At 65.1% G+C, this 21929-nt stretch carries 21 protein-coding genes; 12 read left to right on the top strand and 9 right to left on the bottom strand.

Going from position 1 to position 21929, the window contains the following annotated elements:
* Nucleotide 1: 1 nt before the first annotated feature.
* The 3 genes from P6U27_RS20175 to P6U27_RS20165 all read left to right on the top strand — a co-directional run bounded on the left by P6U27_RS20175 (nucleotide 2) and on the right by P6U27_RS20165 (nucleotide 2610).
* A complete protein-coding gene (locus tag P6U27_RS20175) occupies nucleotides 2-1501 on the top strand; it encodes a leucyl aminopeptidase (RefSeq protein ID WP_122403561.1) in 1500 nt (499 codons plus the stop codon).
* Between the two features lie 6 nt (nucleotides 1502-1507).
* The gene (locus tag P6U27_RS20170) at nucleotides 1508-1960 is read left to right on the top strand and encodes a DNA polymerase III subunit chi (protein ID WP_122403560.1); all 453 of its coding nucleotides are present in this window, start codon (nucleotides 1508-1510) and stop codon (nucleotides 1958-1960) included.
* 158 nt (nucleotides 1961-2118) lie between these two features.
* Nucleotides 2119-2610: a hypothetical protein gene (locus P6U27_RS20165; protein WP_162500603.1), complete on the top strand. Its 492-nt coding sequence runs from the start codon at nucleotides 2119-2121 to the stop codon at nucleotides 2608-2610.
* A 25-nt stretch (nucleotides 2611-2635) separates the two neighbouring features.
* Here P6U27_RS20165 and P6U27_RS20160 read toward each other — a convergent pair whose 3' ends face one another.
* Complete coding sequence (locus tag P6U27_RS20160) at nucleotides 2636-3556, bottom strand: LysR family transcriptional regulator (protein ID WP_407192396.1); 921 nt, start codon at nucleotides 3554-3556, stop codon at nucleotides 2636-2638.
* A gap of 128 nt (nucleotides 3557-3684) precedes the next feature.
* On the opposite strand from P6U27_RS20160, the gene leuC reads away from it, so the two are divergent.
* The 4 genes from leuC to P6U27_RS20140 all read left to right on the top strand — a co-directional run bounded on the left by leuC (nucleotide 3685) and on the right by P6U27_RS20140 (nucleotide 8190).
* Nucleotides 3685-5109, top strand: coding sequence for a 3-isopropylmalate dehydratase large subunit (gene leuC, locus P6U27_RS20155; RefSeq protein WP_407192395.1), 1425 nt, complete (start codon nucleotides 3685-3687; stop codon nucleotides 5107-5109).
* Complete coding sequence (gene leuD, locus P6U27_RS20150) at nucleotides 5106-5714, top strand: 3-isopropylmalate dehydratase small subunit (protein WP_122403556.1); 609 nt, start codon at nucleotides 5106-5108, stop codon at nucleotides 5712-5714. The genes leuC and leuD overlap by 4 nt, the downstream gene beginning before the upstream one ends.
* Before the next feature lie 68 nt (nucleotides 5715-5782).
* Entirely contained in the window at nucleotides 5783-7102 is a 1320-nt protein-coding gene (locus tag P6U27_RS20145) for a 2-hydroxycarboxylate transporter family protein (protein ID WP_407194464.1), read from the top strand.
* A 197-nt stretch (nucleotides 7103-7299) separates the two neighbouring features.
* A complete protein-coding gene (locus tag P6U27_RS20140; RefSeq protein ID WP_407192394.1) occupies nucleotides 7300-8190 on the top strand; it encodes an alpha/beta fold hydrolase in 891 nt (296 codons plus the stop codon).
* Between the two features lie 26 nt (nucleotides 8191-8216).
* On the opposite strand, the gene P6U27_RS20135 is transcribed toward P6U27_RS20140, so the two are convergent.
* The 3 genes from P6U27_RS20135 to P6U27_RS20125 form a co-directional block, all read right to left on the bottom strand.
* Nucleotides 8217-10079 carry an ABC-F family ATP-binding cassette domain-containing protein gene (locus P6U27_RS20135; RefSeq protein ID WP_407192393.1) on the bottom strand — a complete coding sequence of 621 codons (1863 nt, stop codon included), beginning with the start codon at nucleotides 10077-10079 and terminating at the stop codon, nucleotides 8217-8219.
* A 46-nt stretch (nucleotides 10080-10125) separates the two neighbouring features.
* Nucleotides 10126-10386 carry a hypothetical protein gene (locus P6U27_RS20130; RefSeq protein WP_129142925.1) on the bottom strand — a complete coding sequence of 87 codons (261 nt, stop codon included), beginning with the start codon at nucleotides 10384-10386 and terminating at the stop codon, nucleotides 10126-10128.
* Nucleotides 10387-10512: 126 nt separating this feature from the next.
* The gene (locus P6U27_RS20125; protein WP_122403553.1) at nucleotides 10513-10767 is read right to left on the bottom strand and encodes a sulfur globule protein precursor; all 255 of its coding nucleotides are present in this window, start codon (nucleotides 10765-10767) and stop codon (nucleotides 10513-10515) included.
* A gap of 315 nt (nucleotides 10768-11082) precedes the next feature.
* Here P6U27_RS20125 and ndk point away from each other — a divergent pair, with 315 nt between their 5' ends.
* The 3 genes from ndk to P6U27_RS20110 all read left to right on the top strand — a co-directional run bounded on the left by ndk (nucleotide 11083) and on the right by P6U27_RS20110 (nucleotide 13905).
* On the top strand, nucleotides 11083-11505 hold the full coding sequence (ndk, locus tag P6U27_RS20120; protein ID WP_407192392.1) for a nucleoside-diphosphate kinase: 423 nt from the start codon (nucleotides 11083-11085) through the stop codon (nucleotides 11503-11505).
* Nucleotides 11506-11549: 44 nt separating this feature from the next.
* Nucleotides 11550-12410: a TerC family protein gene (locus P6U27_RS20115; protein ID WP_122403552.1), complete on the top strand. Its 861-nt coding sequence runs from the start codon at nucleotides 11550-11552 to the stop codon at nucleotides 12408-12410.
* Nucleotides 12411-12699: 289 nt separating this feature from the next.
* Nucleotides 12700-13905 carry an integrase core domain-containing protein gene (locus P6U27_RS20110; protein WP_122400437.1) on the top strand — a complete coding sequence of 402 codons (1206 nt, stop codon included), beginning with the start codon at nucleotides 12700-12702 and terminating at the stop codon, nucleotides 13903-13905.
* A gap of 340 nt (nucleotides 13906-14245) precedes the next feature.
* Here P6U27_RS20110 and ppx read toward each other — a convergent pair whose 3' ends face one another.
* From ppx to P6U27_RS20090, 4 genes are all read right to left on the bottom strand, one after another.
* Nucleotides 14246-15748 carry an exopolyphosphatase gene (ppx, locus tag P6U27_RS20105; protein ID WP_122403551.1) on the bottom strand — a complete coding sequence of 501 codons (1503 nt, stop codon included), beginning with the start codon at nucleotides 15746-15748 and terminating at the stop codon, nucleotides 14246-14248.
* Nucleotides 15749-15763: 15 nt separating this feature from the next.
* Nucleotides 15764-17956 carry an RNA degradosome polyphosphate kinase gene (locus P6U27_RS20100; RefSeq protein WP_407192391.1) on the bottom strand — a complete coding sequence of 731 codons (2193 nt, stop codon included), beginning with the start codon at nucleotides 17954-17956 and terminating at the stop codon, nucleotides 15764-15766.
* Nucleotides 17957-18110: 154 nt separating this feature from the next.
* The gene (locus P6U27_RS20095; RefSeq protein WP_129142924.1) at nucleotides 18111-18788 is read right to left on the bottom strand and encodes a DnaA ATPase domain-containing protein; all 678 of its coding nucleotides are present in this window, start codon (nucleotides 18786-18788) and stop codon (nucleotides 18111-18113) included.
* 93 nt (nucleotides 18789-18881) lie between these two features.
* Nucleotides 18882-19424 (bottom strand): CDP-alcohol phosphatidyltransferase family protein, encoded by a 543-nt coding sequence (locus P6U27_RS20090; RefSeq protein ID WP_025035876.1) that lies wholly within the window; start codon nucleotides 19422-19424, stop codon nucleotides 18882-18884.
* A gap of 157 nt (nucleotides 19425-19581) precedes the next feature.
* Here P6U27_RS20090 and purM point away from each other — a divergent pair, with 157 nt between their 5' ends.
* Together purM and purN are read left to right on the top strand one after the other, a co-directional pair.
* Nucleotides 19582-20655, top strand: coding sequence for a phosphoribosylformylglycinamidine cyclo-ligase (gene purM, locus P6U27_RS20085; protein ID WP_129142923.1), 1074 nt, complete (start codon nucleotides 19582-19584; stop codon nucleotides 20653-20655).
* The gene (gene purN / locus P6U27_RS20080) at nucleotides 20655-21308 is read left to right on the top strand and encodes a phosphoribosylglycinamide formyltransferase (RefSeq protein ID WP_407192390.1); all 654 of its coding nucleotides are present in this window, start codon (nucleotides 20655-20657) and stop codon (nucleotides 21306-21308) included. Before purM ends, purN begins: the two co-directional genes overlap by 1 nt.
* 80 nt (nucleotides 21309-21388) lie before the next feature.
* On the opposite strand, the gene P6U27_RS20075 is transcribed toward purN, so the two are convergent.
* Nucleotides 21389-21595 (bottom strand): cold-shock protein, encoded by a 207-nt coding sequence (locus tag P6U27_RS20075; RefSeq protein ID WP_122403548.1) that lies wholly within the window; start codon nucleotides 21593-21595, stop codon nucleotides 21389-21391.
* Nucleotides 21596-21929: the final 334 nt, after the last annotated feature.

Below are 21929 nucleotides of genomic sequence, written 5' to 3'. Positions count from 1 at the left end.
CATGTCCGATGCCATCAAGGTCGGCTTTGTCCCGTTGTCTGCCGCCCCCCGTGGCATCCTGGTCGTGTTCTGCGATGACGGCCTGAAGCTCGGCCCGGCAACGGGGAAGGCGCTGGGTGGCGCCGTCGACCTCGTGAAGCGCGCGGCGGCTGCTGCGGCCTTCAAGGGTAAAAGCGGGGCCGCGCTGGACATACTGGCGCCAGAGGGCGTGAAGGCGACCCGGCTGATCGTGATCGGCGCCGGCAAGGCGACCGGCCTGAAAGCGAACGATTTCCTCAAATTCGGCGGGGTGGCCGCGAGCAAGCTGCCCGCTGGCACCAGCGCCATGACCATCATCGCGGAGCTGCCCGGTGGCGCCATGACGAGCGAGCAGGCGGTTGCGATCGCCTCGGGCCTTCGCTTACGCACCTACAAGTTCGACCGCTACAAGACCAAGAAGAAGGATGGCGAGGAGGGGGGCTCGCGTGCCGACGTCTCGCTTGCGGTCGGCGATGCCAGTGCTGCGAAGAAGGCGTTTGCCTCGGCCGGCCACGTCGTCGACGGCGTGATCGTTGCGCGCGACCTCGTCAACGAGCCGCCGAACGTGCTTTTCCCCGAGGAATTCGCGCGCAGAGCCAGTCAGCTCCGCAAGCTCGGGGTCAAGGTCGAGGTGCTCGACGTCAAGGCGATGCAGAAGCTCGGCATGGGCGCGCTGCTCGGCGTCGGCCAGGGCTCGGCGCGGCCGAGCCGCACCGTGATCATGCGCTGGGACGGAGCCAAGAAGGGCGAGGCACCGGTCGCCTTCGTCGGCAAGGGCGTCTGTTTCGACACCGGCGGCATCTCGATCAAGCCGGCCGGCAGCATGGAGGACATGAAGGGCGACATGGGAGGCGCGGCCTGCGTCGTCGGCCTGATGCATGCGCTCGCTGCGCGCAAGGCGAAGGTCAACGCGGTCGGCGCCATCGGCCTCGTCGAGAACATGCCCGATGGCAACGCGCAGCGGCCGGGCGACATCGTCACCTCGATGTCCGGTCAGACCATCGAGATCATCAATACCGACGCGGAGGGCCGCCTCGTGCTGGCCGACGTGCTCTGGTACGTCGCCAAGAAGGTGAAGCCGAAATTCATGGTCGATCTGGCGACGCTGACCGGCGCGATCATGGTGGCGCTCGGCACCGAGCATGCCGGCATGTTCTCCAACAACGACGAGCTTGCCGACCGGCTGCTCGCGGCCGGCATCGAGAGTGGGGAGAAGGTCTGGCGGATGCCGCTCGGGCCCGAATACGACAAGCTGATCGATTCCCAGTTTGCCGACATGAAGAACACCGGCGGCCGCCATGGCGGCTCGATCACCGCAGCGCAGTTCCTGCAGCGCTTCGTCGACGGTACGCCCTGGGCGCATCTCGACATCGCCGGGACCGCAATGGGCGCGCCGAAGACCGACATCAACCAGAGCTGGGGAAGCGGTTATGGCGTCCGTCTGCTCGACCGGCTGGTCGCCGACCACTACGAGCGCAAATGACCTGAAATGACTGAAGTGCTGTTCTACCATCTGCAAAACATGACGGTGGAGAATGTGTTGCCGCCGCTTCTCGAGAAATCGCTCGAGCGCGGCTGGCGGGTCGTGGTGCAGTCGACCTCGGAGGAGCGCGCCGATGCGCTCGACGCGCATTTGTGGACTTATCGCGACGATTCCTTCCTGCCGCACGCGACATGGCGCGTGAACGATGTCGCCGATCAACCGATCGTGCTGGCGATCGAGGACGGCAATCCAAACGGTGCCAATGTCCGCTTCCTGATCGACAATGCCGCGCTGCCGGAGGACGCACGGGGCTACGAGCGCATGGTGCTGCTGTTCAACGGCGACGATCCGGACGCGCTTGCGCTCGCCCGCACGGCGTGGACGGATTGCAAGGCGCGGGGATTTGATGTCACCTATTGGCAGGCCGACGAGCGCGGCCGGTGGCAGAAGCGGAATTAGCTGCAATTAATGATAATTTGCACTTTTCGGGCGAGGCTGGCTTCGGCCACCTTCGTGCCGCAAAGGGATGTTGGGACAATCGTTTAGGGCTGGTCCTTCACGCGGGGAATTAGTTTATCGTGCGACATCAAAAGCTTCCCGGCTCGGTCATGATTGCATTGGTCGCCGTAGCACCGCTGGTCGCGGGCTGTTCGGGCGGGACCGATCTGTTGTCGAAGGACGCCGAGTGGTTCCAGAGGCCCGGCCGTCTCTTCATCAAAAACATCTCGATCGAATCGCCGCCGCTCACTCCGGATAAGCCCGTGGGACCGGAGGACCTCGTCAGCGCCGACGGCGCCTGTCCCGGCATGGCGCCGGCGCCCGGGCCGGCCGATGCCAATGCCTCGACCACGGCGCCTGCGCCGGTTGGCGGCACGGTTGCGCTCGGCCATACCGAATGCGACGTGGTGCGCGGCATCGGCGCGCCCTCGAGTGTCAACCTCTCCAACGATGCCGCCGGCAGGCGCGTCGCCGTCGTCACGTGGGCCACCGGTCCGCGCGCAGGCATCTACACGTTCACGGCTGGACGTCTGTCCTCAATCGAGGGCAATCCCGAGCCGCAACCGACGCCGAAGGCCGCGAAGCCGAAGCCGAAGAAGAAGCAGGCGTAAGGCGGAGCGCGCGGACGCGGCTCTGTTAGGTCTGACGGCTGCTTTTCGCGATGTGCTGCCAGAACGCCTCTGCGGCCTGCGCCAGGCGAAGCTTCGGCCGGAACACGTGGATCTCGATCGGCACGTGCCATTGGGGCCCGCCTGCGGCAACGATCTCGCCCGAGGCGAGCTGATCGGCGATCAAACTTTCCGGCAGCCATGCCATGCCGCGGCCGGCCTGGACCATCGTAACCAGCAGCTTTGCGAGGTGAGAGGTGAAGGTTGTGCGCAGATGCGCGTCCAGCGGCGACGTCGCGCGCACGGCTTCGAGGATTCGTCCCATGCCCGATTCAGGGCGGAAGCTCAGGAAGGGGACCGGCGCGGCTGCCGTGCCAGGCAGCTTGAAACGCGGCTTGCGGCTTCGACCTGATATCGGCACCGATGCTGGAATGAGCCTGTCGTCGCCGACATGGAGCGAGCGGAAATGCGATGGCGCCAGCGCCGTAGCCGCCGCCGGGTGGTAATGGCAGAGCAGAAAATGTGCATCGCCCGCCAACAATATCCGCTCGCACGCCTCCATGTGATTGGCGACGAGCTGCACGTTCGGCACGAACGACAGCTTGGTCTCGATGCCGCGCAGCCAGTCGGGGAAGAAGGTCAGCGACAGCGCGTTGGTCGAGGCGAATTTCAGCACGTCTGACGCGCCGCGGGCCCGCTCCTGAGCGTCGAGCCGGCCGGCAGAGAGCCGGCGCAAAACGTCCTCGGCAGTCTCGCGAAAGCCTTCGCCGGCCGGTGTGAGATTGACGCTGTGGGTCGTGCGGTCCAGCAGCGGGGCGCCGGTCCAAACCTCGAGCGCCTGGATTCTGCGGCTCAGCGCCGGCTGTGAGCAGTTCCGCTGCTCCGCCGCCCGCGAGAAGCTGCGTGTGGTCGCCACCGCTATGAAATCGTGCAGCCAGTTGATCTCCATTGCAGGGGCCTCCTGATCCTCCGAACACTGCTTATGCATAATCTGCATAAAGATATCAGAACACGACATTGGATTTCCAGTGTCGCGGGCGGCACGGTGCAGCAAGTCTTCTCTGGGAGGAAAGCGCGATGGCCGGGCGCACGCTGTACGACAAGTTGGTCGACGCCCATGTGGTCCGCAATCTCGACGATAGCGGTCTCGTGTTGCTCTATGTCGACCGTACCGTGCTCAACGAATACACCAGCCCGCAAGCCTTCGCCGGGCTGCGCGCGGCCGGGCGCAAGGTCTGGAATCCGAAGGCCGCGCTGATGGTCGTCGACCACGTCAACCCGACCGCGGCTCAGCGCACCCGCGCGATGCCGGATCGAGGCGCGGCGCGGCAGGTCGACTATTTCGCGGAAAATGCCAGGGATTTCGGCATCGAATATTTCGACATCCTCGATCCGCGGCAGGGCATCGAACATGTCGTCGCTCCCGAGCAGGGGCTCGTCATGCCTGGCATGGTGATCGCCGCCGGCGACAGTCACACCACCGCCTATGGCGCGTTCGGTGCCCTCGGCTACGGCATCGGGACCTCCGACATCGAGCATTATCTCGCGACCTCGACGGTGCGCTATCGCCGCCTCAAGACGATGCGCATCCACCTGACCGGGGCGGCGCCGCTCGGCGTCACGTCCAAGGACATCGTGATGGAGGTGATCCGGCGGATCGGCGCCGATGGTGCGACCGGATACGCCGTGGAGTTCAGCGGTCCCGTCGTCTCCAACATGAGCGTCGAGGGCCGGATCGTGATGTCTGTCATGATCGTCGAGGCGGGTGCGCGCGGCGTCGTGATCGCACCTGATCAAAAGGTGCTGGATTATCTGAAGGGACGTCCGCGGTCGCCGAAGGGCGAGATGTGGGAGCGGGCGGCCAGGAGCTGGCTGACCTTGGCTTCGGATTCCGACGCTCGGTTCGATCGCGAGGTCACGCTCGACGTTTCCGAAGTCGCGCCGCTCGTGACCTGGGGCACCAGTCCCGACCAGGCGATCGCCGTCACCGAGATCATTCCGGATCCTGGACAGCAGGCCGCGCCCGAGCGCCAGGCGGCGGCAAGCCGCGCCTTGAACTATATGGGCCTCACGCCCGGATTGCCCATTCAATCGGTGCCGATCGACTTCGCGTTCATCGGATCCTGCACGAATTCGCGCATCGAGGATCTGCGCGATGCGGCCGAGATCTTTCGCGGCCGCTGCGTTGCCGAGGGCGTGCGGGCGATCGTGGTGCCGGGTTCGACCCAGGTCCGGGCACAGGCCGAGTCGGAAGGTCTCGCCAAGGTCTTTACCGATGCCGGCGTTGAATGGCGGCAGTCCGGCTGCTCGATGTGTCTTGCGATGAATGACGATGTGCTGAAGCCGGGTGAGCGCTGCGCGTCCTCCACGAACCGCAATTTCGAAGGCCGCCAGGGGCCGGGCGCGCGCACGCACCTGATGAGCCCGGCCATGGTGGCCGCGGCAGCCGTCACCGGACGCATCACGGATGTGCGTTCTCTGTTGAGAGGAGCACGCCAATGATTCCGTTTGGACAGGTCACGGGCGTGGCTGCGCCCATGATGGCGCCGAATATCGACACGGACGTCATCATGCCCAAAATGTTCCTCAAGGGCGTGGACCGCAGCGGGCTCGGCGAGGGCGCCTTCAATCTGCTGCGCTTCAGCGGCGGCAAACCCGATCCGGATTTCATCCTGAACCAGGACGGCTATCGCGATTCCTGCTTTCTCGTGGTCGGCCCCAACTTCGGTTGCGGGTCGAGCCGCGAGCACGCGGTCTGGGGGCTTCAGCAGCTCGGCATTCGCGCACTGATCGGCACCAGCTTCGCCGGCATCTTCAACGACAATTGCGCCAACAACGGTCTGTTGACGATCTCGCTCGAGGCCGGCGTGCTGGCGGAGCTCGCTCAGGCCGTCACCGACAGCTCGCGCAATGACGTCACGATCGACCTTGCCGCGCAGACGATCCGCTTCGATTGCGGTCGCCGCTCGATCGGATTCGACATCGAGCCGGACAGGAAAGAAGCCTTTCTGACCGGCCGCGATTTCATCGCCTCCACGCTGGTCTTCGCCGACGACATACGTGCCTTCGAGGCGCGGCATCGGGCGGAGAACCCCTGGATCGTCTGAACTGCACGAACCTGGCGCGGCTCGAATCCGCTCGCCACGAGAAACCATAAACAGCGGAGGGACCCTTGGTGGATACGACATATCGCGCGGCCGAGGCGCCGCAGACCGCAGTTGCGACGAAGCTCGCCCGTCTCAAGATCGGCCCGTTGCCGGTCGGCATCTACGGTGCGGCGGCTCTCGTCTGCGTCACCGCGGTCTATTCCGGCAAGCTGCCGAACGACGTGATCGGTGGCCTTTCGGTCCTGATGCTGCTCGGCTTCCTGCTGGGCAAGCTCGGCCAAACCATTCCGGTGCTGAACCGGATCGGCGGCACGGCGATCCTCTGCCTGTTCGTGCCGTCGGCCCTGGTGAGCTATGGCCTCGTGCCGGATGCGGCCTTGAAGGCGATCACGACCACGTTCCGAACCGCCAACTTCCAGTATTTCTTCATCGCCTGCCTCGTCGCAGGCTCGATCCTCGGCATGCCCTATCGGGTCCTGGTCCAGGGCTTCATTCGCATGTTCGTTCCGCTCCTGGTCGGCACGATCGTGGCCGTCGCCGCGGGCATTGCCGTCGGGCTTCTGTTCGGCCACAGCCCGAAGGAAACGTTCTTCTTTGTCATCATTCCCATCGTCGGCGGCGGTCTTGCAGAAGGTGTCCTGCCGCTGTCCATCGCCTATTCCGAGATGTTGCATCGGTCGCAAGCCGAGCTTGTGGCGCAGATGGTGCCGGCGGCGCTGCTCGGCAACGTCGTCGCGATCGTGAGCGCGGGCCTGCTGGCCCGTCTTGGTGAGATGCGGGCCGACCTCAACGGCAGAGGGATGCTCGTCAAGACCGGAGACGACGACATTCTCGGCGAAGCGCGGCCGGACCGACCGATCGATCTCGGACTGCTCGGTGCCGGCATTGTGCTGTCGTGCGGCTTGTTCGTGCTCGGCATGGTCCTGGCGCCGCTCACCGGCATCCCCGGACCGATCATGATGATCATCGCCGCGGTGGCATTGAAGCTGACCAGGTTGCTACCGGCCGAGATGGAGCTCGGCGCCTATCAGATCAACAAGTTCATGTCGACGAACCTTACTTTCGCGATCCTGGTGGCGATGGGGACCCTGCTGGTCTCGTGGCAGCAGCTCGTTGCCTCCTTCAATCCAGGGTACATCATGATCTGCACGACCACGGTGCTGGCGATGATCGTGTCGGGATTTTTCGTCGGCAAGTGGCTGAACATGTATCCGGTCGAAGCGGCGATCGTGACCGCCTGCCACTCGGGCCTCGGCGGCACCGGCGACGTCGCCATTCTCGGCGCCGCGGATCGCATGGGCCTGATGGCGTTCGCCCAGATCGCCACCCGCGTCGGCGGCGCGATCATGATCGTGACCGCGACACTCTTGATGAAGTCGCTGTCCTGATACGGACCGCCGCCTTTCGCGCAGGACGAATGTTGCAGGGGAGAATTGCAATGCTCGAATTCGAACAGGCTGAATCGTGCTCCGATCGATCGGAGACAGGGTTGACGCGGCGCCATTTGATGTCGATCGCGTTGACAACAGGTGCCCTCGGTTCGGCCATTTTGGCGCCGGACACCTTCGCTCAGGAGAATAATGCCGTGACGACCAACGCGCTGCAAAACTTGCTGCCAGGGTTTCAACAGAAGCGTCTCAAGACCAGCGGCGCCGAGATCAATGCGCTCGTGAAAGGCGAGGGACCGCCACTGCTGCTGCTGCACGGGCACCCGCAGACCTTGGCGTGCTGGCACAAGATCGCCCCCAAGCTCGCGGAGCGCTTTACCGTGGTGCTGACGGATCTGCGCGGCTACGGCGACTCGAGCAAGCCCGACGGCGGCACCGACCATATCGCATATTCCAAGCGGGAAATGGCGCGGGATCAGGTCGAAGTGATGCGCGCGCTCGGCTTTGACCGCTTCCAGGCTGTCGGCCATGATCGCGGCGGACGCGTTCTGCATCGTCTGTTGCTTGATCATCCGGACGCCGTCTCCAGGGCGGTCATGCTCGACATCGCGCCGACCGCGACGATGTACGCCAAGGTGAACAAGGAGTTCGCCACGCGCTATATGTGGTGGTTCTTTCTCATTCAGCCGGCGCCGCTTCCGGAAACCTTGATCGGCAACAATCTCGAATTCTATCTTCAGACCCATATCAACAAGCAAAACAAGACGCCGGGCGCCATCGACCCGGTTGCGCTCGAAGAGTACCGCCGGTGCTACACCCGCGAGACGCTGCATGCCGTGTGCGAAGATTATCGCGCCGCTGCCGGGATCGACCTGATCCACGATGAGGCGGATTCCGACAAGAGAATCGGTTGCCCGCTGCTTGTGCTGTGGGGCGCAAAGGGAGTCGTGGGGTCGAGTTACGACGTGCTCGACACATGGCGCGCCAAGGCGAAGGACGTGCGCGGCGGAAGCCTGCCCTGCGGCCATTATCTGCCGGAAGAAGCGCCGGAGCTGCTCCTCGAGCAGCTCAATGGGTTCTTCACCTGATTAGCGGAACGCCTACCCCGAACCGGTCAGCCCGCCGCCTCATCGAATTGTGCGCTCGCCTCCAGCCATTGCTCCTCGGCGCGCGCGAGCGCGTCGGCGGCATTGGCGCGGGCCTTCGACAGTTGCGCGGCCTGCTTGGGGTCGCGCGTAAAAATGTCGGGCAGGGCGAGCGCCGTGTCGATCTTGGCGATGATCTCGCTGACGCGGGCGATCTCGGCTTCGGCTTCAGCGATGCGCTTCCTCAGCGAGCCGCGATTGTCCGACTTCGGGCGCTGCGGCTTCTCGCTCGGCGCACTGCGCTCGCGCGGGGCGGGCTCGGCATTGCGCGCTGACAGAACGAGACGACGGTACTCGTCGAGATCGCCGTCGTAATTGGTCACGGTGCGATCGGCGACGATCCAGAGCCGCTCGGCGCAGGCCTCGATCAGATAGCGGTCGTGCGAGACCATGATCACCGCGCCGGGAAAGTCGTTGATCGCCTCCGCAAGCGCGCCGCGGCTGTCGATGTCGAGATGGTTGGTCGGCTCGTCCAGGATGATCATGTTGGGGCCGAAGAAAGTCGCAAGTCCCAGCAGCAGCCGCGCCTTCTCGCCGCCCGACAATTTGCCGGCCTTGGTATCGGCGGCCTTGCCGGAGAAGCCGATCGCGCCGGCGCGTGCGCGCACTTTCGCTTCGGGCGCATCGCCCATCAGCTTGCGGACGTGGTCGTAGGCAGAGGCGTCCTCGTTGAGCTCGTCGAGCTGGTGCTGCGCGAAATAGGCGATCGACAGCTTGTCCGCGCGGGTCACCTTGCCCGAGAACGGCGCGAGACGTCCCGCGAGCAGTTTGACCAGCGTCGATTTGCCGTTGCCGTTGGCGCCCAGCAACGCGATGCGGTCATCGTCGTCGATGCGCAAGGTGACGCGATTGAGCACGGGGCTGGCCGGATCGTAGCCGACCGACACGTTGTCGGCCGCGATGATCGGCGGCGACAAGATCTTCTCCGGCGCGGGAAAGCTGATCTCGCGCACATCCTCGGTGACCAGCGCCGTGATCGGCTTCAACCGCTCCAGCATCTTCACCCGAGACTGCGCCTGGCGCGCCTTGGAAGCCTTGGCCTTGAAGCGATCGACGAAAGCCTGCAGGCGGGCGCGCTCGGCCTCCTGGCGTTTGACGGCTTTGGCATCGAGCAGCTCGCGCGCGGCGCGCTGCTCCTCGAACGAGGAGTAGGTGCCCTTGTAGAGCGTGAGCTTGCCACGCTCCAGATGCAGGATCTGGTCGACCGAGCTTTCCAGGAGGTCGCGGTCGTGGCTGATCACGATCACGGTGCGCGGATAATGCGCGAGGTGATCCTCCAGCCACAGCGTGCCTTCGAGGTCGAGATAGTTGGTGGGCTCGTCGAGCAGCAGAAGATCAGGGGCCGCGAACAGCGTCGCAGCGAGCGCGACGCGCATGCGCCAGCCGCCGGAGAACTCGGCGCAGGGACGCAGCTGATCGGCGGCGGAGAAGCCGAGGCCGGAGAGGATCGCGGCGGCACGGCTCGGCGCCGAATGCGCGTCGATGTCGACGAGCCGGGTCTGGATCTCCGCGATCCGGTGCGGATCGGTCGCGTGCTCGGCTTCGGCGAGCAGCGCGTCGCGCTCGAGGTCGGCCTTGAGCACGACGGAGATCAGGCTTTCGGGTCCGTTCGGGGCTTCCTGCGCCAGGCTGCCGATGCGCCAGCGCGGCGGCAGGGTCACCGAGCCGTGCTCGGCCGCGAGCTCGCCGCGGATCACCTTGAACAGCGTCGACTTGCCGGTCCCGTTGCGTCCGACCAGGCCGACGCGTGATCCCGGCGTGATCTGCACGGAACTCTGGTCGATCAAAAGGCGTCCGGCGAGGCGGATGGAGAGGTCGGTGATCGCAAGCATGCGGCCTTGTCACCGCAAGGCGCGTCGAACGCAACCCGCTTTTTCGTCAATGCGGCTCGCGTTCGCGCCGCTGCAGCTCGTTCAGGAGCTGCTCAAGATTTGTCGGGAGACGAGGTTCGGGCCGGAGGCTCTGCTGGAGCCGCTCGCCCACGGCATCGCAGATCGAGCGGCTGGTGCGCCGGTCGATCTGTACGTTGTCATCGGCAGAAGGCCCAGCCATCGCAAGGTTCCGTGCTTTCAAGGGAAGGACACGGTACCAAGTCATTGCCGGCGAAATGGTTTCGCTGACCGCGCGGATATGGTGCATTCTCGTGAAAATTGTGCGAAGGGCGTCTTATCGACTCAAGGCAAAGCCCCGGCGAGGGGAACGCCGGGGCTTCTCTTGGAAGGTACCTGGGGGGCCTTAGGTACCCTCATGAAGGTGCTGACGGGCTCAGTAGCAGCGGTTGATCAGCCGCCAGCGGGGTCCCCAGGGGGTCGGGACCAGCCGGCGCACATAGCAGCCGCCATAACCATAGGAGACGGGGGCGCCGAGATAGAAACGCGGTCCACCCCAGCCGTAGCCATGGTGCCAGCCGCCGCCATGCCAGCCCCAACCGCCGTGCCAGTGAGCGGATGCAGAGGTTGGCGCCAGCGCGGCACCCAGCGCGACCGCGGCGACCGCGGCAAGCGAAAGTTTCCTCAACATGGTGATCTCCTAAATACTGCCGGCGCGGGGTGATCCGCGTCGATGAGAAGGCCGCCGAAACGGTCCGCCTGGATGATCAGGCTTCGGTTTCGATCGGGCTCAACTTACGCCGGCGAAGCTGAACCGAACCCTGACGGCGGTTTCAGATTGGGTTCATCTGGGTGAAATTGTTGTCATCCAAGCTGGAATCGGGGCGCCCATCCCTGCGGCGAAGCGCCTGTGAGGCCGTTTCGCCGGTCGCTTGCCGTCCGGCAAAGGCGCCGATATAAGCCCCGCAACTCGACAACCACCGCTTTCTTCCCGAAGGACAAGATTATGGCCATCGAACGCACTTTCTCGATCATCAAGCCCGACGCGACCGAGCGTAACCTGACCGGTGCGGTCAACGCCGTGATCGAGAAGGCGGGCCTGCACATCGTCGCGCAGAAGCGCATCCGCATGACCAAGGAGCAGGCCGAGACCTTCTATGCCGTCCACAAGGCGCGCCCGTTCTTCGGCGAGCTCGTGGACTTCATGACCTCCGGTCCGGTCGTGGTCCAGGTGCTGGAAGGCGAGGGCGCGATCGCCAAGTACCGCGAGGTGATGGGTGCGACCGATCCGGCCAAGGCCGCCGAGGGCACCGTGCGCAAGCTCTACGCCAAGTCGATCGGCGAGAATTCGGTGCACGGCTCGGATGCGCCGGAGACCGCCGCGATCGAGATCGCGCAGTTCTTCTCGGGCAACGAGATCGTCGGCTGATAGATCAGCTGACAAGTTAAGGCGACGGGGCGAAAGGACGTATTGTGAGCTGGCTCTGGCAGATCTTCGATCCCGCTACGATCGGGGCATTCTTCACCCAGTTTCGCAACGAGATGGCTGCGCCGACCTTCTGGATCGCGGTCGGCAAGATCATCTGGATCAACATCCTGCTCTCCGGCGACAACGCGCTGGTGATCGCGCTCGCCTGCCGCGGCCTCAATCCGCGGCACCGGCTCTGGGGCATGATCTTCGGTGCCGGCGCAGCCGTGATGCTGCGCATCATCTTCACCGGCATCGTCGCGAGCCTGATGGAGCTGCCGTATCTCAAGCTCGTCGGCGGCCTCGCGCTGATCGTGATCGCGGCCAAGCTGCTGGTGCCGGAAAACGAGGAGGGGGACGACGTCGAGTCCGCCTCGCATCTGTGGCAGGCCGTGCAGATCGTCGTGGTCGCCGATATCGTCATGAGTCTCGACAACGTCATCGCGGTCGCCGCTGCGGCCAATGGCAGCGTGCCGCTCTTGATCCTCGGCCTCGCCATCAGCGTGCCGCTAATCGTCGCCGGCGCGGCGCTGATCATGGCGCTGCTCGCAAAGCTGCCGGTGCTGGTCTGGGCCGGCGCGGCGCTGCTCGGCTGGATCGCGGGAGAGGTGATCGCGACCGACCCGGGGGTCGCGCCGAGGCTGCACACGTTGTTCGACGGCCCGCTCGGTGCCTCGCTGGACAGCATGCTCGGCGCGCTGCACATCCCGCCGCAGTTCGGCCATGGCGGCGGAGGCGGCGAATATCTCTGCGCCGCGCTCGGCGTTGTGGTCGTGCTGGTGGCCGGCTCGATCTGGCGCCGGCGCAGCCTGATCCAGGCAGAGCTGGACTCCTCCGAAGGCCACGCCAAGGCCTCGGCGGAGTGATCTCGGCGGCAGCCGGTGCCGAACCGGTTGCGAATCTGGGATGGCGCGCGCGGTTAGTCAGGCCGTCGCAGCGCTTCGCGGTCTCCCCAAATTGGATCTTATCTCCTTCTAAACTCCTGAAAATAAAGGCGGTTTCATTGACTCGCTGACTGTTCCCGCGGCACGTCCGGCGCCGAGCGTGGACCATGATTTCGTGATGACGGTGCGAGTGAGCGGCCCGAGACATAGGTGACAGAACGTACCGGGCACATGGGTTACACTTTCCGCTTTTGTTCTGCGGGAGGTGTGGATGCCGTGGAAAGCGAGTTCGGTAATGGAGGAGCGCCTTCGCTTTGTCGCCCGCCTGTTGGACGGGGAAGCCATGACGGATGTCTGCCGGGAGTTCGGCATCTCCCGTAAGACCGGCTACAAGATTTTCGATCGCTACAAGGAACATGGCCTGGAGGCGCTGAGCGACCGCTCCAGGCGGCCGGTTCGCTACGCCAATCAACTGCCGGCCCAGATCGAGACGCTGATTGTCCAGCTCAAGGCCGAGAAGCCGCATTGGGGGGCCCGCAAGATCCGCGAACTCCTGGTGCGACGGCTCGACGGCGATGTCCGGGTGCCGGCCAAAAGCACCATTCATGCGGTGCTCGATCGCCACGGCCTGGTCAGGCGGGGCGGCGGGCCGCGCCATCGCGCGCGCGGCACGTCGCTATCGCAAGGGACTGCCCCGAACGATGTCTGGTGCGCCGACTTCAAAGGCGAGTTCAAGCTTGGCAACAGCCATTACTGCTTCCCGCTGACCGTCAGCGATCATGCCGCGCGCTTCCTGCTGCTGTGCGAGGCGCTCGACTCCACGCGCGAGGAGCCTGCCATGACCGCCTTCGAGCGCCTGTTCCGCGAGCGCGGCCTGCCGCTTGCCATTCGGTCCGACAATGGCGTGCCGTTTGCCAGTCCCAATGCCTTGTTCAATCTTTCCAAGCTCTCGGTATGGTGGCTCCGCCTCGGTATCGCCATCGAGCGCATCAAGCCAGGTCATCCGCAACAAAATGGCCGGCACGAGCGCATGCACCTCACCCTCAAGAAGGAGGCCACCAGGCCGCCTGGCTTCAACAGCCTGCAACAGCAGGAGCGCTTCGATGCCTTCGTGCACGAGTTCAATACCGAGCGCCCCCACGAGGCGCTCGGCATGAAGTGCCCTGCCGAGGTCTACACGGCCTCAGCGCGGGCCTATGCCGGCCTGCCGGAGTTGAGCTATCCCTTCCACGACCGCGACGTCGTCGTCACTGCCTGCGGCCGCCTCTGCCTGCATCGCAAGAGGATCAACATCTCAACCGTCCTGGCTGGCCAGAAGCTCGGCATCAAGGAGGTCGACGAGGGCATCTGGCTCGTCAGCTTCATGCATTACGATCTCGGCTATTTCGATCTCGAACAGAAGACCTTGCAACCTCTCGACAACCCGTTCGGTCCGAGGCCCATCACCGATGTCCCCGCCACGACCACGGCGCCCTGACGGAGACGCGCTCTTGTGCATTCTTGGCATGGAAGGCCACTTGCTTGGCTCCGCTGTCGCGGTCAACCCCGAAGCCCGAAGGGGCGCGGCACGCGCGGGGTTGACGGCGATAGCGCGAGCCGAGCAAAAATAGCCGTGCCATGAATGCGTCACGCTGAAATGCAGCAGATTGCAGGCCATCTCAATTTGAAGCGAACTTGGAGCAGATGACTTTGAAACCCCGCGACAACCCGATCGGCACGAGGTTGTCACCCATCTCTTAGGTACGTTTCGTTACCCATGTCTCCGGGCCGGACACGAGGCGCCGCCGCCTATCCGCGACGGATTCGCACTTTGGACTTCAGCGCCGCACGATCGAGCCGGCACGGCCAATCAGGCGGGCGAGCTGCTTGAAGCGGCTGCCGACGCGGTCGGCGACGAGGTCGACGAGCCGGTGCTCGAACACCAGCATCAATTTGCGTCCCTGAGTGCGGAAATGCGTGGCGGGGAGGACGCCCGGACGCGCCGCCGAGATCAGATGCGCGACACGGAATGCCGCGCCCAGCAGGCGGGCGCGTTCGAGCTGGGCCGGCGTCAGCAGCTCCTGCATGGTGGCCGGCGGCTGGTTTTCCTCGCTGAGACCCGCATAGCGGTAGAACACGGACAGGCCGACGAAGGCGCGCTCAGTGTGGGTGATCGCACCGAAATTGCCGTTGACGACGAGGCTCAGCGTCTGCTCGCCGCGATGGTCGGGATGCACGCGCCAGCCGATGTCGGAGAGCAGACACGCGGTGTGGCGGAGGCGACGGTCCTCCTCGGTCTCGCGCAACTTCACGACGCGCACCAGGCGGTCGGTCCAGGCGATCAGCTCGCGGGCGTGTTTCGCCGAGCGCGACAGCAACTGGTTCAGCTCCTCGGCCGCGCAGATCAGCCCGTCCTTGTTGCGCTCGGTCTCCGGCAGCTTCTCGTGCAACAGGCCCTCGCGCACGCCGAAGGTGGAGAACACGATCCTGCTGGGTTTGGCGACGCGGATGATGTGCTCGAGCACCAGCGCCGCATAGGTGAGAAGCGGGCGCCGCGCATCGGCGACGATCTCGATGTCGGCAAGCATGTTGGCGGCAGCGAGGCGCCGGAGACGGCGCGAGAAGTCGAGCGCTTCGGCGGCCGAAATCGAGTAGCCGTGCATCACCTGGAGCGGATAGCCGCTCTGGATGATGTGGATGCGCGCGAGCGCGCGCCAAGTGCCGCCGACGGCATAAAAGGTGCGGCCGCGGCCCGCGGTGAGTTGCGGCACCTCGTCGAGCTCCTCGCGCACGATGCGATCGGCGCGCTTGAGCGATTTGTGCGCGAGGTCCTGGAGTGCGAGACCGCCGAGCGGCAGCGTCACACCGCTGCGCACGGCGTTCTTGCGCACGTCGATCAGCTCGAGCGAGCCGCCGCCGAGGTCGCCGACGATGCCGTCGGGAAGGTGAATGCCGGAGATCACGCCGAGCGCCGACAGCCGCGCCTCGCGCGGGCCCGACAGGATCTCGATCTTCACCGCGCAGATGCGCTCGGCCTTGGCGATGAAGTCGGGGCCGTTGGAGGCATCGCGGCAGGCCGCGGTCGCAATCGCGAACACGCGCCCGACCTGCATCACGCGGCACAATGCGCGGAAGCGCTTGAGCGAGGTCAGCGCCTTGTCGACGGCGTCGGGCGCGAGCAGACCCGTGCTCTGCACCTCGCGCCCGAGGCCGCAGAGCGTCTTCTCGTTGAAGATCGGGATGAGGCTCCGCGACAGTCCCTCGTAGACGACGAGACGGACCGAGTTGGATCCGATGTCGATCACCGCGACGCTGGAGCCGCGCTTGCGCGGCCGCTTCACGTCGCAAATCCCCGATCAGGATTGATGGCGTTCGTTCCGGCGCGTGAGACGACGCGGCGAGGATTCCTTGAGCGACTTTCCACGGCCAGACAGACTCGGATTAGTCATGAAGTAGTTGTGGACGTTGAAAGGCTCCTCGCCCTTCGCGGCCTTCATACGCGTTGAAGACCCATCCGGCAACAACTGCCAGCTCTGCTCGTTGTCCTTCAGGTTGGCGACCATGATCTGTTCGAGAACCTGCTGATGCACCGTGGGATTTTGCAGCGGACACAGCACCTCGACGCGGCGGTCGAGGTTGCGCGGCATCATGTCGGCGGACGAGATATACACAGCCGCTTTCGCGCCCGGCAGGCCCTGACCCATGCCGAAGCAGTAGATTCGGCCATGTTCCAGGAAACGTCCGATGATCGACTTGACGCGGATGTTCTCCGACAGGCCGGGGATGCCGGGCCTGAGGCAGCAGATGCCGCGCACCACGAGCTCGACCTGGACACCGGCCTGGGAGGCCTCGTAGAGCGCGTCGATGATGTCGGGGTCGACCAGCGCGTTCATCTTCATCCAGACCGCGCCGGGCCGGCCGTGCCGCGCATGCGCGGTCTCGCCTTGAATGTGCTCGATGATGCGTTTGCGCAAGGTCAGTGGCGACACCGCCATCTTTTCCAGATCGCTCGGCGCGGCATAGCCGGTGATGAAATTGAACACGCGCGCGGCATCGCGGCCGATGGTCGGATCGGAGGTGAAATAGGAGAGGTCGGTGTAGATGCGCGCGGTGACCGGGTGATAGTTGCCGGTGCCGGTATGGACGTAAGTCGTCAGGCTGCCGCCCTCGCGGCGCACCACCATCGAGAGTTTGGCGTGCGTCTTCAATTCGAGGAAGCCGTAGACGACCTGTACGCCGGCGCGCTCGAGGTCGCGCGCCCAGCGGATGTTGGCCTCCTCGTCGAAGCGCGCCTTGAGCTCGATCAGCGCGGTGACGGACTTGCCGGCCTCGGCGGCCTCCGCCAGCGCGCGCACGATCGGCGAGTTGTTGGAGGTGCGGTAGAGCGTCTGCTTGATCGCGACGACGTCGGGATCGCGCGCGGCCTGCTGCAGGAACTGCACGACGACGTCGAAGGACTCATAGGGATGGTGGACGATCAGGTCCTTCTGCCGGATCGCGGCAAAGATGTCGCCGCCATGCTCGCGCACGCGCTCGGGATGGCGCGGCACGTAGGGGGTGAATTCGAGGTCGGGCCGGTCGAGGCGGGTGAGCTGCGACAGCTCGTTCATGGCCTGCACGCCGTCGACCAGGAAGACCTCGTCGTCGGCGGCCGACAGCGCATGCTGCACGAAGCTGCGCAACTCCTCCGGCATCTTGGCGTCGATCTCGAGCCGGATCACCGATCCGCGGCGGCGGCGCTTGAGCGCGGTCTCGAACAGGCGGACGAGGTCTTCGGCCTCTTCCTCGATTTCGAGCTCGGAGTCGCGGATGATCCGGAAGGCGCCCTGGCCGTGCAGATTGTAGCCGGGGAACAGGCGGTTGATGAACAGGGCGGTCGCCTGTTCCAGCGAGATCAGCCGGACGGTCTTGCCGTCGGCTGGCAGGCGGATGAAGCGGTCGATCTTGCCAGGCATGCGGATCAGCGCGTTCATCTGCTTGCCGTCGGCGGCGCGCGTGAGCTGCAGCGCAATGGTGAAGCCGAGGCTCGGAATGAACGGGAAGGGGTGGGCGGGGTCGATCGCGAGCGGCGTCAGCAGCGGGAACACGTTGTTGAGGAAGTAGTCCTCGATCCAGGTGCGTTCCGCCCTGGTGACGTCCTTGCCGTCGACCAGCACGATGCCGACATCGGCCAGCGTGCCGCGCAGATCGCGCCAGATCGCCTGCTGGTCGGAAGCGAGCTGGATCACGGTGCGGTTGATCAGCGCGAGCTGCTCCGATGGCGTCAGGCCGTCTGGACTGCGCTCGGCAATCCCCTCGCGCACCTGGGCCTTGATGCCGGCGACGCGGACCATGAAGAACTCGTCGAGGTTATTCGCCGAAATCGACAGGAATCGCACCCGCTCCAGCACAGGGTGGCTGGGATTGACCGATTCCTCGAGGACGCGGCGGTTGAAATGCAGCCAGGACAGCTCGCGGTTGATGAACCGTTCGGGGCTGGATGCGATCGCCGGCAGGGCCTCAGTTTCCGGGACTTTCTCTTTGGTTTCAACAGCTTGCGCAGAGTCCATCAAAAGTCGGTCCATCCAGTTCAGCCCAATTGCGACTTACGCGCAAAATCGGCGGGAGCATGTGTTAGAGCGATGACGTTTCGATGACATTGATGTTCCGCCGCTCCGCCGCGTCAAGGCGGGTTTCAGGCCGCTCTGGAAGACCGCGAGCCGGTCAGGCGTCCCGGAGCAGCTCGGCGGCCAGCGCCCGGGTGACGGGGCGGCCGAGCCGCAGGGCTTCGCTGTCGAGCAGTTCCACGGCCTGCCGGGCGGCGGCCGAGGACCGCTCCAGGCGGGTGGCGAGATAGCCGACCACGCTCTCGTCGACGGTGAGCTGGCGGTCGGCGCAGAACTTGACGATCAGGCCGCGGAAGAGCTGGTCGTCGGGGGGCAGCAGCGCGACCACGGGAACGGCCCGCAGACGCGAGCGCAGGTCGCGAAGCTCGATCTCCAGCGCGGCCGGCACCTCGCGTCCGGTGAAGAGGACGTAGGCACCGTCCTCGCGGGCGAGATTCATCAGGTGAAACAGGGCGCGCTCGTCAAAATCCTTGGCCTTGAGATCCTCGACCACCAGTGCGCCGGTGGCGAGCGCGCCGGGAACGCCAGCGGCAGTCAGCGCATTGGCGGTGGTCGAGCGGGCGCCTGATAGCTCGGCCCAGATCGCGGCGAGATGGCTCTTGCCGCTTCCTTCCGGGCCAGCCAGCCACATGATCCGGTTCGGCCATTCCGGCCAGCTGTCGATCAGGCCCAGAGCGGCGGCATTGGCGGGGCCTTCGAGGAAATTGTCCCGGCTCAGGCTCTCCGCATGCGGAAGTGAAAACGCCAATTGTCGGGGATGAACGCGGCCTGCCACGCTTGCTTTGCTCCATGCCGGCCCGCCGGCCCGTCTGAAGAGGTTGGACTTGATCTTGCGCGAACTTGGCCTTTTGCGGGGCCGTATCCTCACTCATTTGGCCTCGATCGTGCTCATGTGCCGTAGCCACTCGACGAGGTAGAGCGACACGGAGGAAAGCGTGAAGACGGTGACGAGGCCCATCAGGATGATATCATAAGGGGCCGGCTTGAAGCCGAAGGCAAGCGCCGCCAGCACCAGGGCTGCGAACGCCACCTGCGCCACGGTGTTGAGCTTGGACACTTTCGACGGCTTCATCTCGACCGGCCGGTCGAACAACCAGGATACGATCACGGCAGCGACGATCATGATGTCGCGCGAGACCACCAGGATCACGATCCAGCGCGGGATCGCGCCCCAGATGCCGAGCGCCATGTAGATCGAGACCAGCAGCGCCTTGTCCGCGAGCGGATCGAGCAGGGCGCCGAGTTCGCTCGTCATATTGAACCGCTTGGCCAAGAAGCCGTCCACGGCATCGCTGATGCCGGCGATCAGGAAGACGGCGAACGCCACCTCCATTTGGCTCGACACGATGGCCCAGACGATGATCGGGACCAACATGATGCGGCCCAGGGTAATGATGTTCGGAATACTCACGAAAGCGCTTCCCGGCACCCGGTCTGACCTCGAATTCGGCCCCTCGGAAGGCTGAACCGGTTGATATCTCTACATAGTATAGGCAGGAGCGCCATGCGAGCCATTGCGCGTCCCCGGAATTCGACGTAACCAGCCGCGAACCCACTGGAAATCGGGCATGACCGACCGCAAAAACGGCCTCACTTACGCCGATTCAGGCGTCGATATCGACGCGGGCAACCGATTGGTCGACCTGATCAAGCCGATGGTGCGCGCCACCGCACGGCCGGGCGCGGATGCCGAGATCGGCGGCTTCGGCGGCCTGTTCGACCTCAAGGCGGCCGGCTTCAAGGACCCCGTCCTCGTGGCAGCGACCGACGGTGTCGGCACCAAGGTCAAGATCGCGATCGAGACCGGCCTGCATGGCGGCATCGGCATCGACCTCGTGGCCATGAGCGTCAACGACCTCGTGGTACAGGGCGCCGAGCCGCTGTTTTTCCTGGACTATTTCGCCTGCGGCAAGCTCGACCCGGAGGCCACCGCCGCGATCGTCGCAGGCGTTGCGGAGGGCTGCCGCGAGTCCGGCTGCGCCCTGATCGGCGGCGAGACCGCCGAGATGCCTGGCCTCTACAAGGACGGCGACTATGATCTCGGCGGCTTTGCCGTCGGCGCGGCCGAACGCGGTACGCTGCTGCCGCGCCGGGACATCGCGGCAGGCGATGCCGTGATCGGTCTTGCCTCCTCGGGCGTGCATTCCAACGGCTTCTCGCTGGTGCGCAAGATCGTGGAACAATCCGGTCTCGGCTTCTCGGCGCAGGCGCCGTTCGCGCCCGTGATGACGCTCGGCGGCGCGCTGCTGACGCCGACGCGGCTCTACGTCAAATCCTGCCTGCGTGCGATCCGCGAGACCGGCGCGGTGAAGGGGCTCGCCCACATCACCGGCGGCGGCTTCACCGACAACATTCCGCGCGTGCTGCCCAAGCATCTCGGCGTCGGCATTGATCTCACCCGCCTGCCGGTGCTGCCGGTGTTCAAATGGCTGGCCGCGCAGGCCGGCATCGCCGAGCTGGAGATGCTGCGCACATTCAATTGCGGCATCGGCATGATCGCGATCGTCGAGCCTGACAAGGTCGACAAGGTCGTCGAGGTCTTCACCGACGCCGGCGAGACCGTGGCGCAGCTCGGCACCGTGATTCCGGCCGACGGCGAGCACCGCGTCGTCTATAACGGCCACCTCGATCTGGCGCTGTGATGAGGCGCCGCGTCGCCATCCTGATCTCCGGTCGCGGCTCCAACATGGCCGCGCTGATCAGGGCCGCCAGCGCGGCTGATTTCCCGGCGGAGATATCGCTCGTCATCTCGAACAAGGCCGATGCGGCCGGACTCGAACGTGCCCGGGCGAGCGGCGTGACCACCGAGGTGATCGAGAGCAAGCCGTTCGGCAAGGACCGCGCCGGTTTCGAGAAGGTGCTGCAGGCCGCGCTCGACCGGCACGGCATCGAGCTGATCTGCCTCGGCGGCTTCATGCGCCTGTTCACCGCCGAGTTCACCAGGGCTTGGTACGGGCGGATGCTCAACATCCATCCCTCGCTGCTGCCGTCGTTCCCCGGCCTCGACCCGCACGGTCAGGCCCTGCGCGCCGGGGTGAAACTGTCCGGCGCGACGGTGCACTTCGTCATCCCCGAGACCGATGCCGGTCCGATCGTGATGCAGGGCGCGGTTCCCGTCAGCGACCACGATACCGCTGAGACGCTGTCCGAGCGCATCCTCGAGGTCGAGCACCGCATCTATCCCGAGGCGCTGCGGCTGCTCGCGACCGGCAAGGTCCGCATCGAAGGCGATGTGTGCAGGACGGCGGGGAGTGCGGCGTCGGAGAATTTTCTGATTGCGCCGATGGTAAGCTGAAGCGCGCTTCGTCGTGCCAAACAAAATCCCCCGGCAGAGCCGGGGGCAGCGTCATGATCTCTCGCGTGCCGAGAGAAGCATCAGGAGACCTTGAGGTTCTCCGCGGATGTCTTGCCGCGGTTCTCCACGAGGTCGAATTCAACCACCTGGTTCTCATTGAGGGTGGAGAGCCCGGCACGCTCGACGGCGGAGATGTGGACGAACACGTCCTTGTCGCCGCCGTTCGGCTTGATGAACCCATAGCCCTTGGTCGGGTTGAACCATTTGACGGTGCCCTTTTGCGGCATCGCTCGTCTCCTCCACTAGATATAAAAAAGACGCGGCCGCTTTTCGCGTGCCACGCCACAAACGGGCCTCCGGAAGTCTGTTCGAGTCTTGAGGGTCAATGTCGCGAAACGCACAGCCCAGCGGCCAATTCCGATTGTGACCGATATTGCAACATGAAAATCGCCGGCTAGCAAGCTGCGCGCCGATTTCAAGACCGAACCAGGTGTCTTCAAGCGCAATTTGCGACCTGTGGCAGCGGAACCACAATCGGTGCAATAGCCGCGGCCGTCATGCGCCAACCGGTTGACCCTCCGTGGCAGTTCGGCACAAATCGCCGCTAGCGCCGCAGACCGT

The organism is Bradyrhizobium sp. STM 3566 (assembly GCF_045571445.1).
Taxonomy (GTDB): Bacteria; Pseudomonadota; Alphaproteobacteria; order Rhizobiales; family Xanthobacteraceae; genus Bradyrhizobium; species Bradyrhizobium vignae.
Note: the sequence above shows the minus strand (reverse complement) of the source record. Positions and strands in the feature narration are given on the sequence as shown.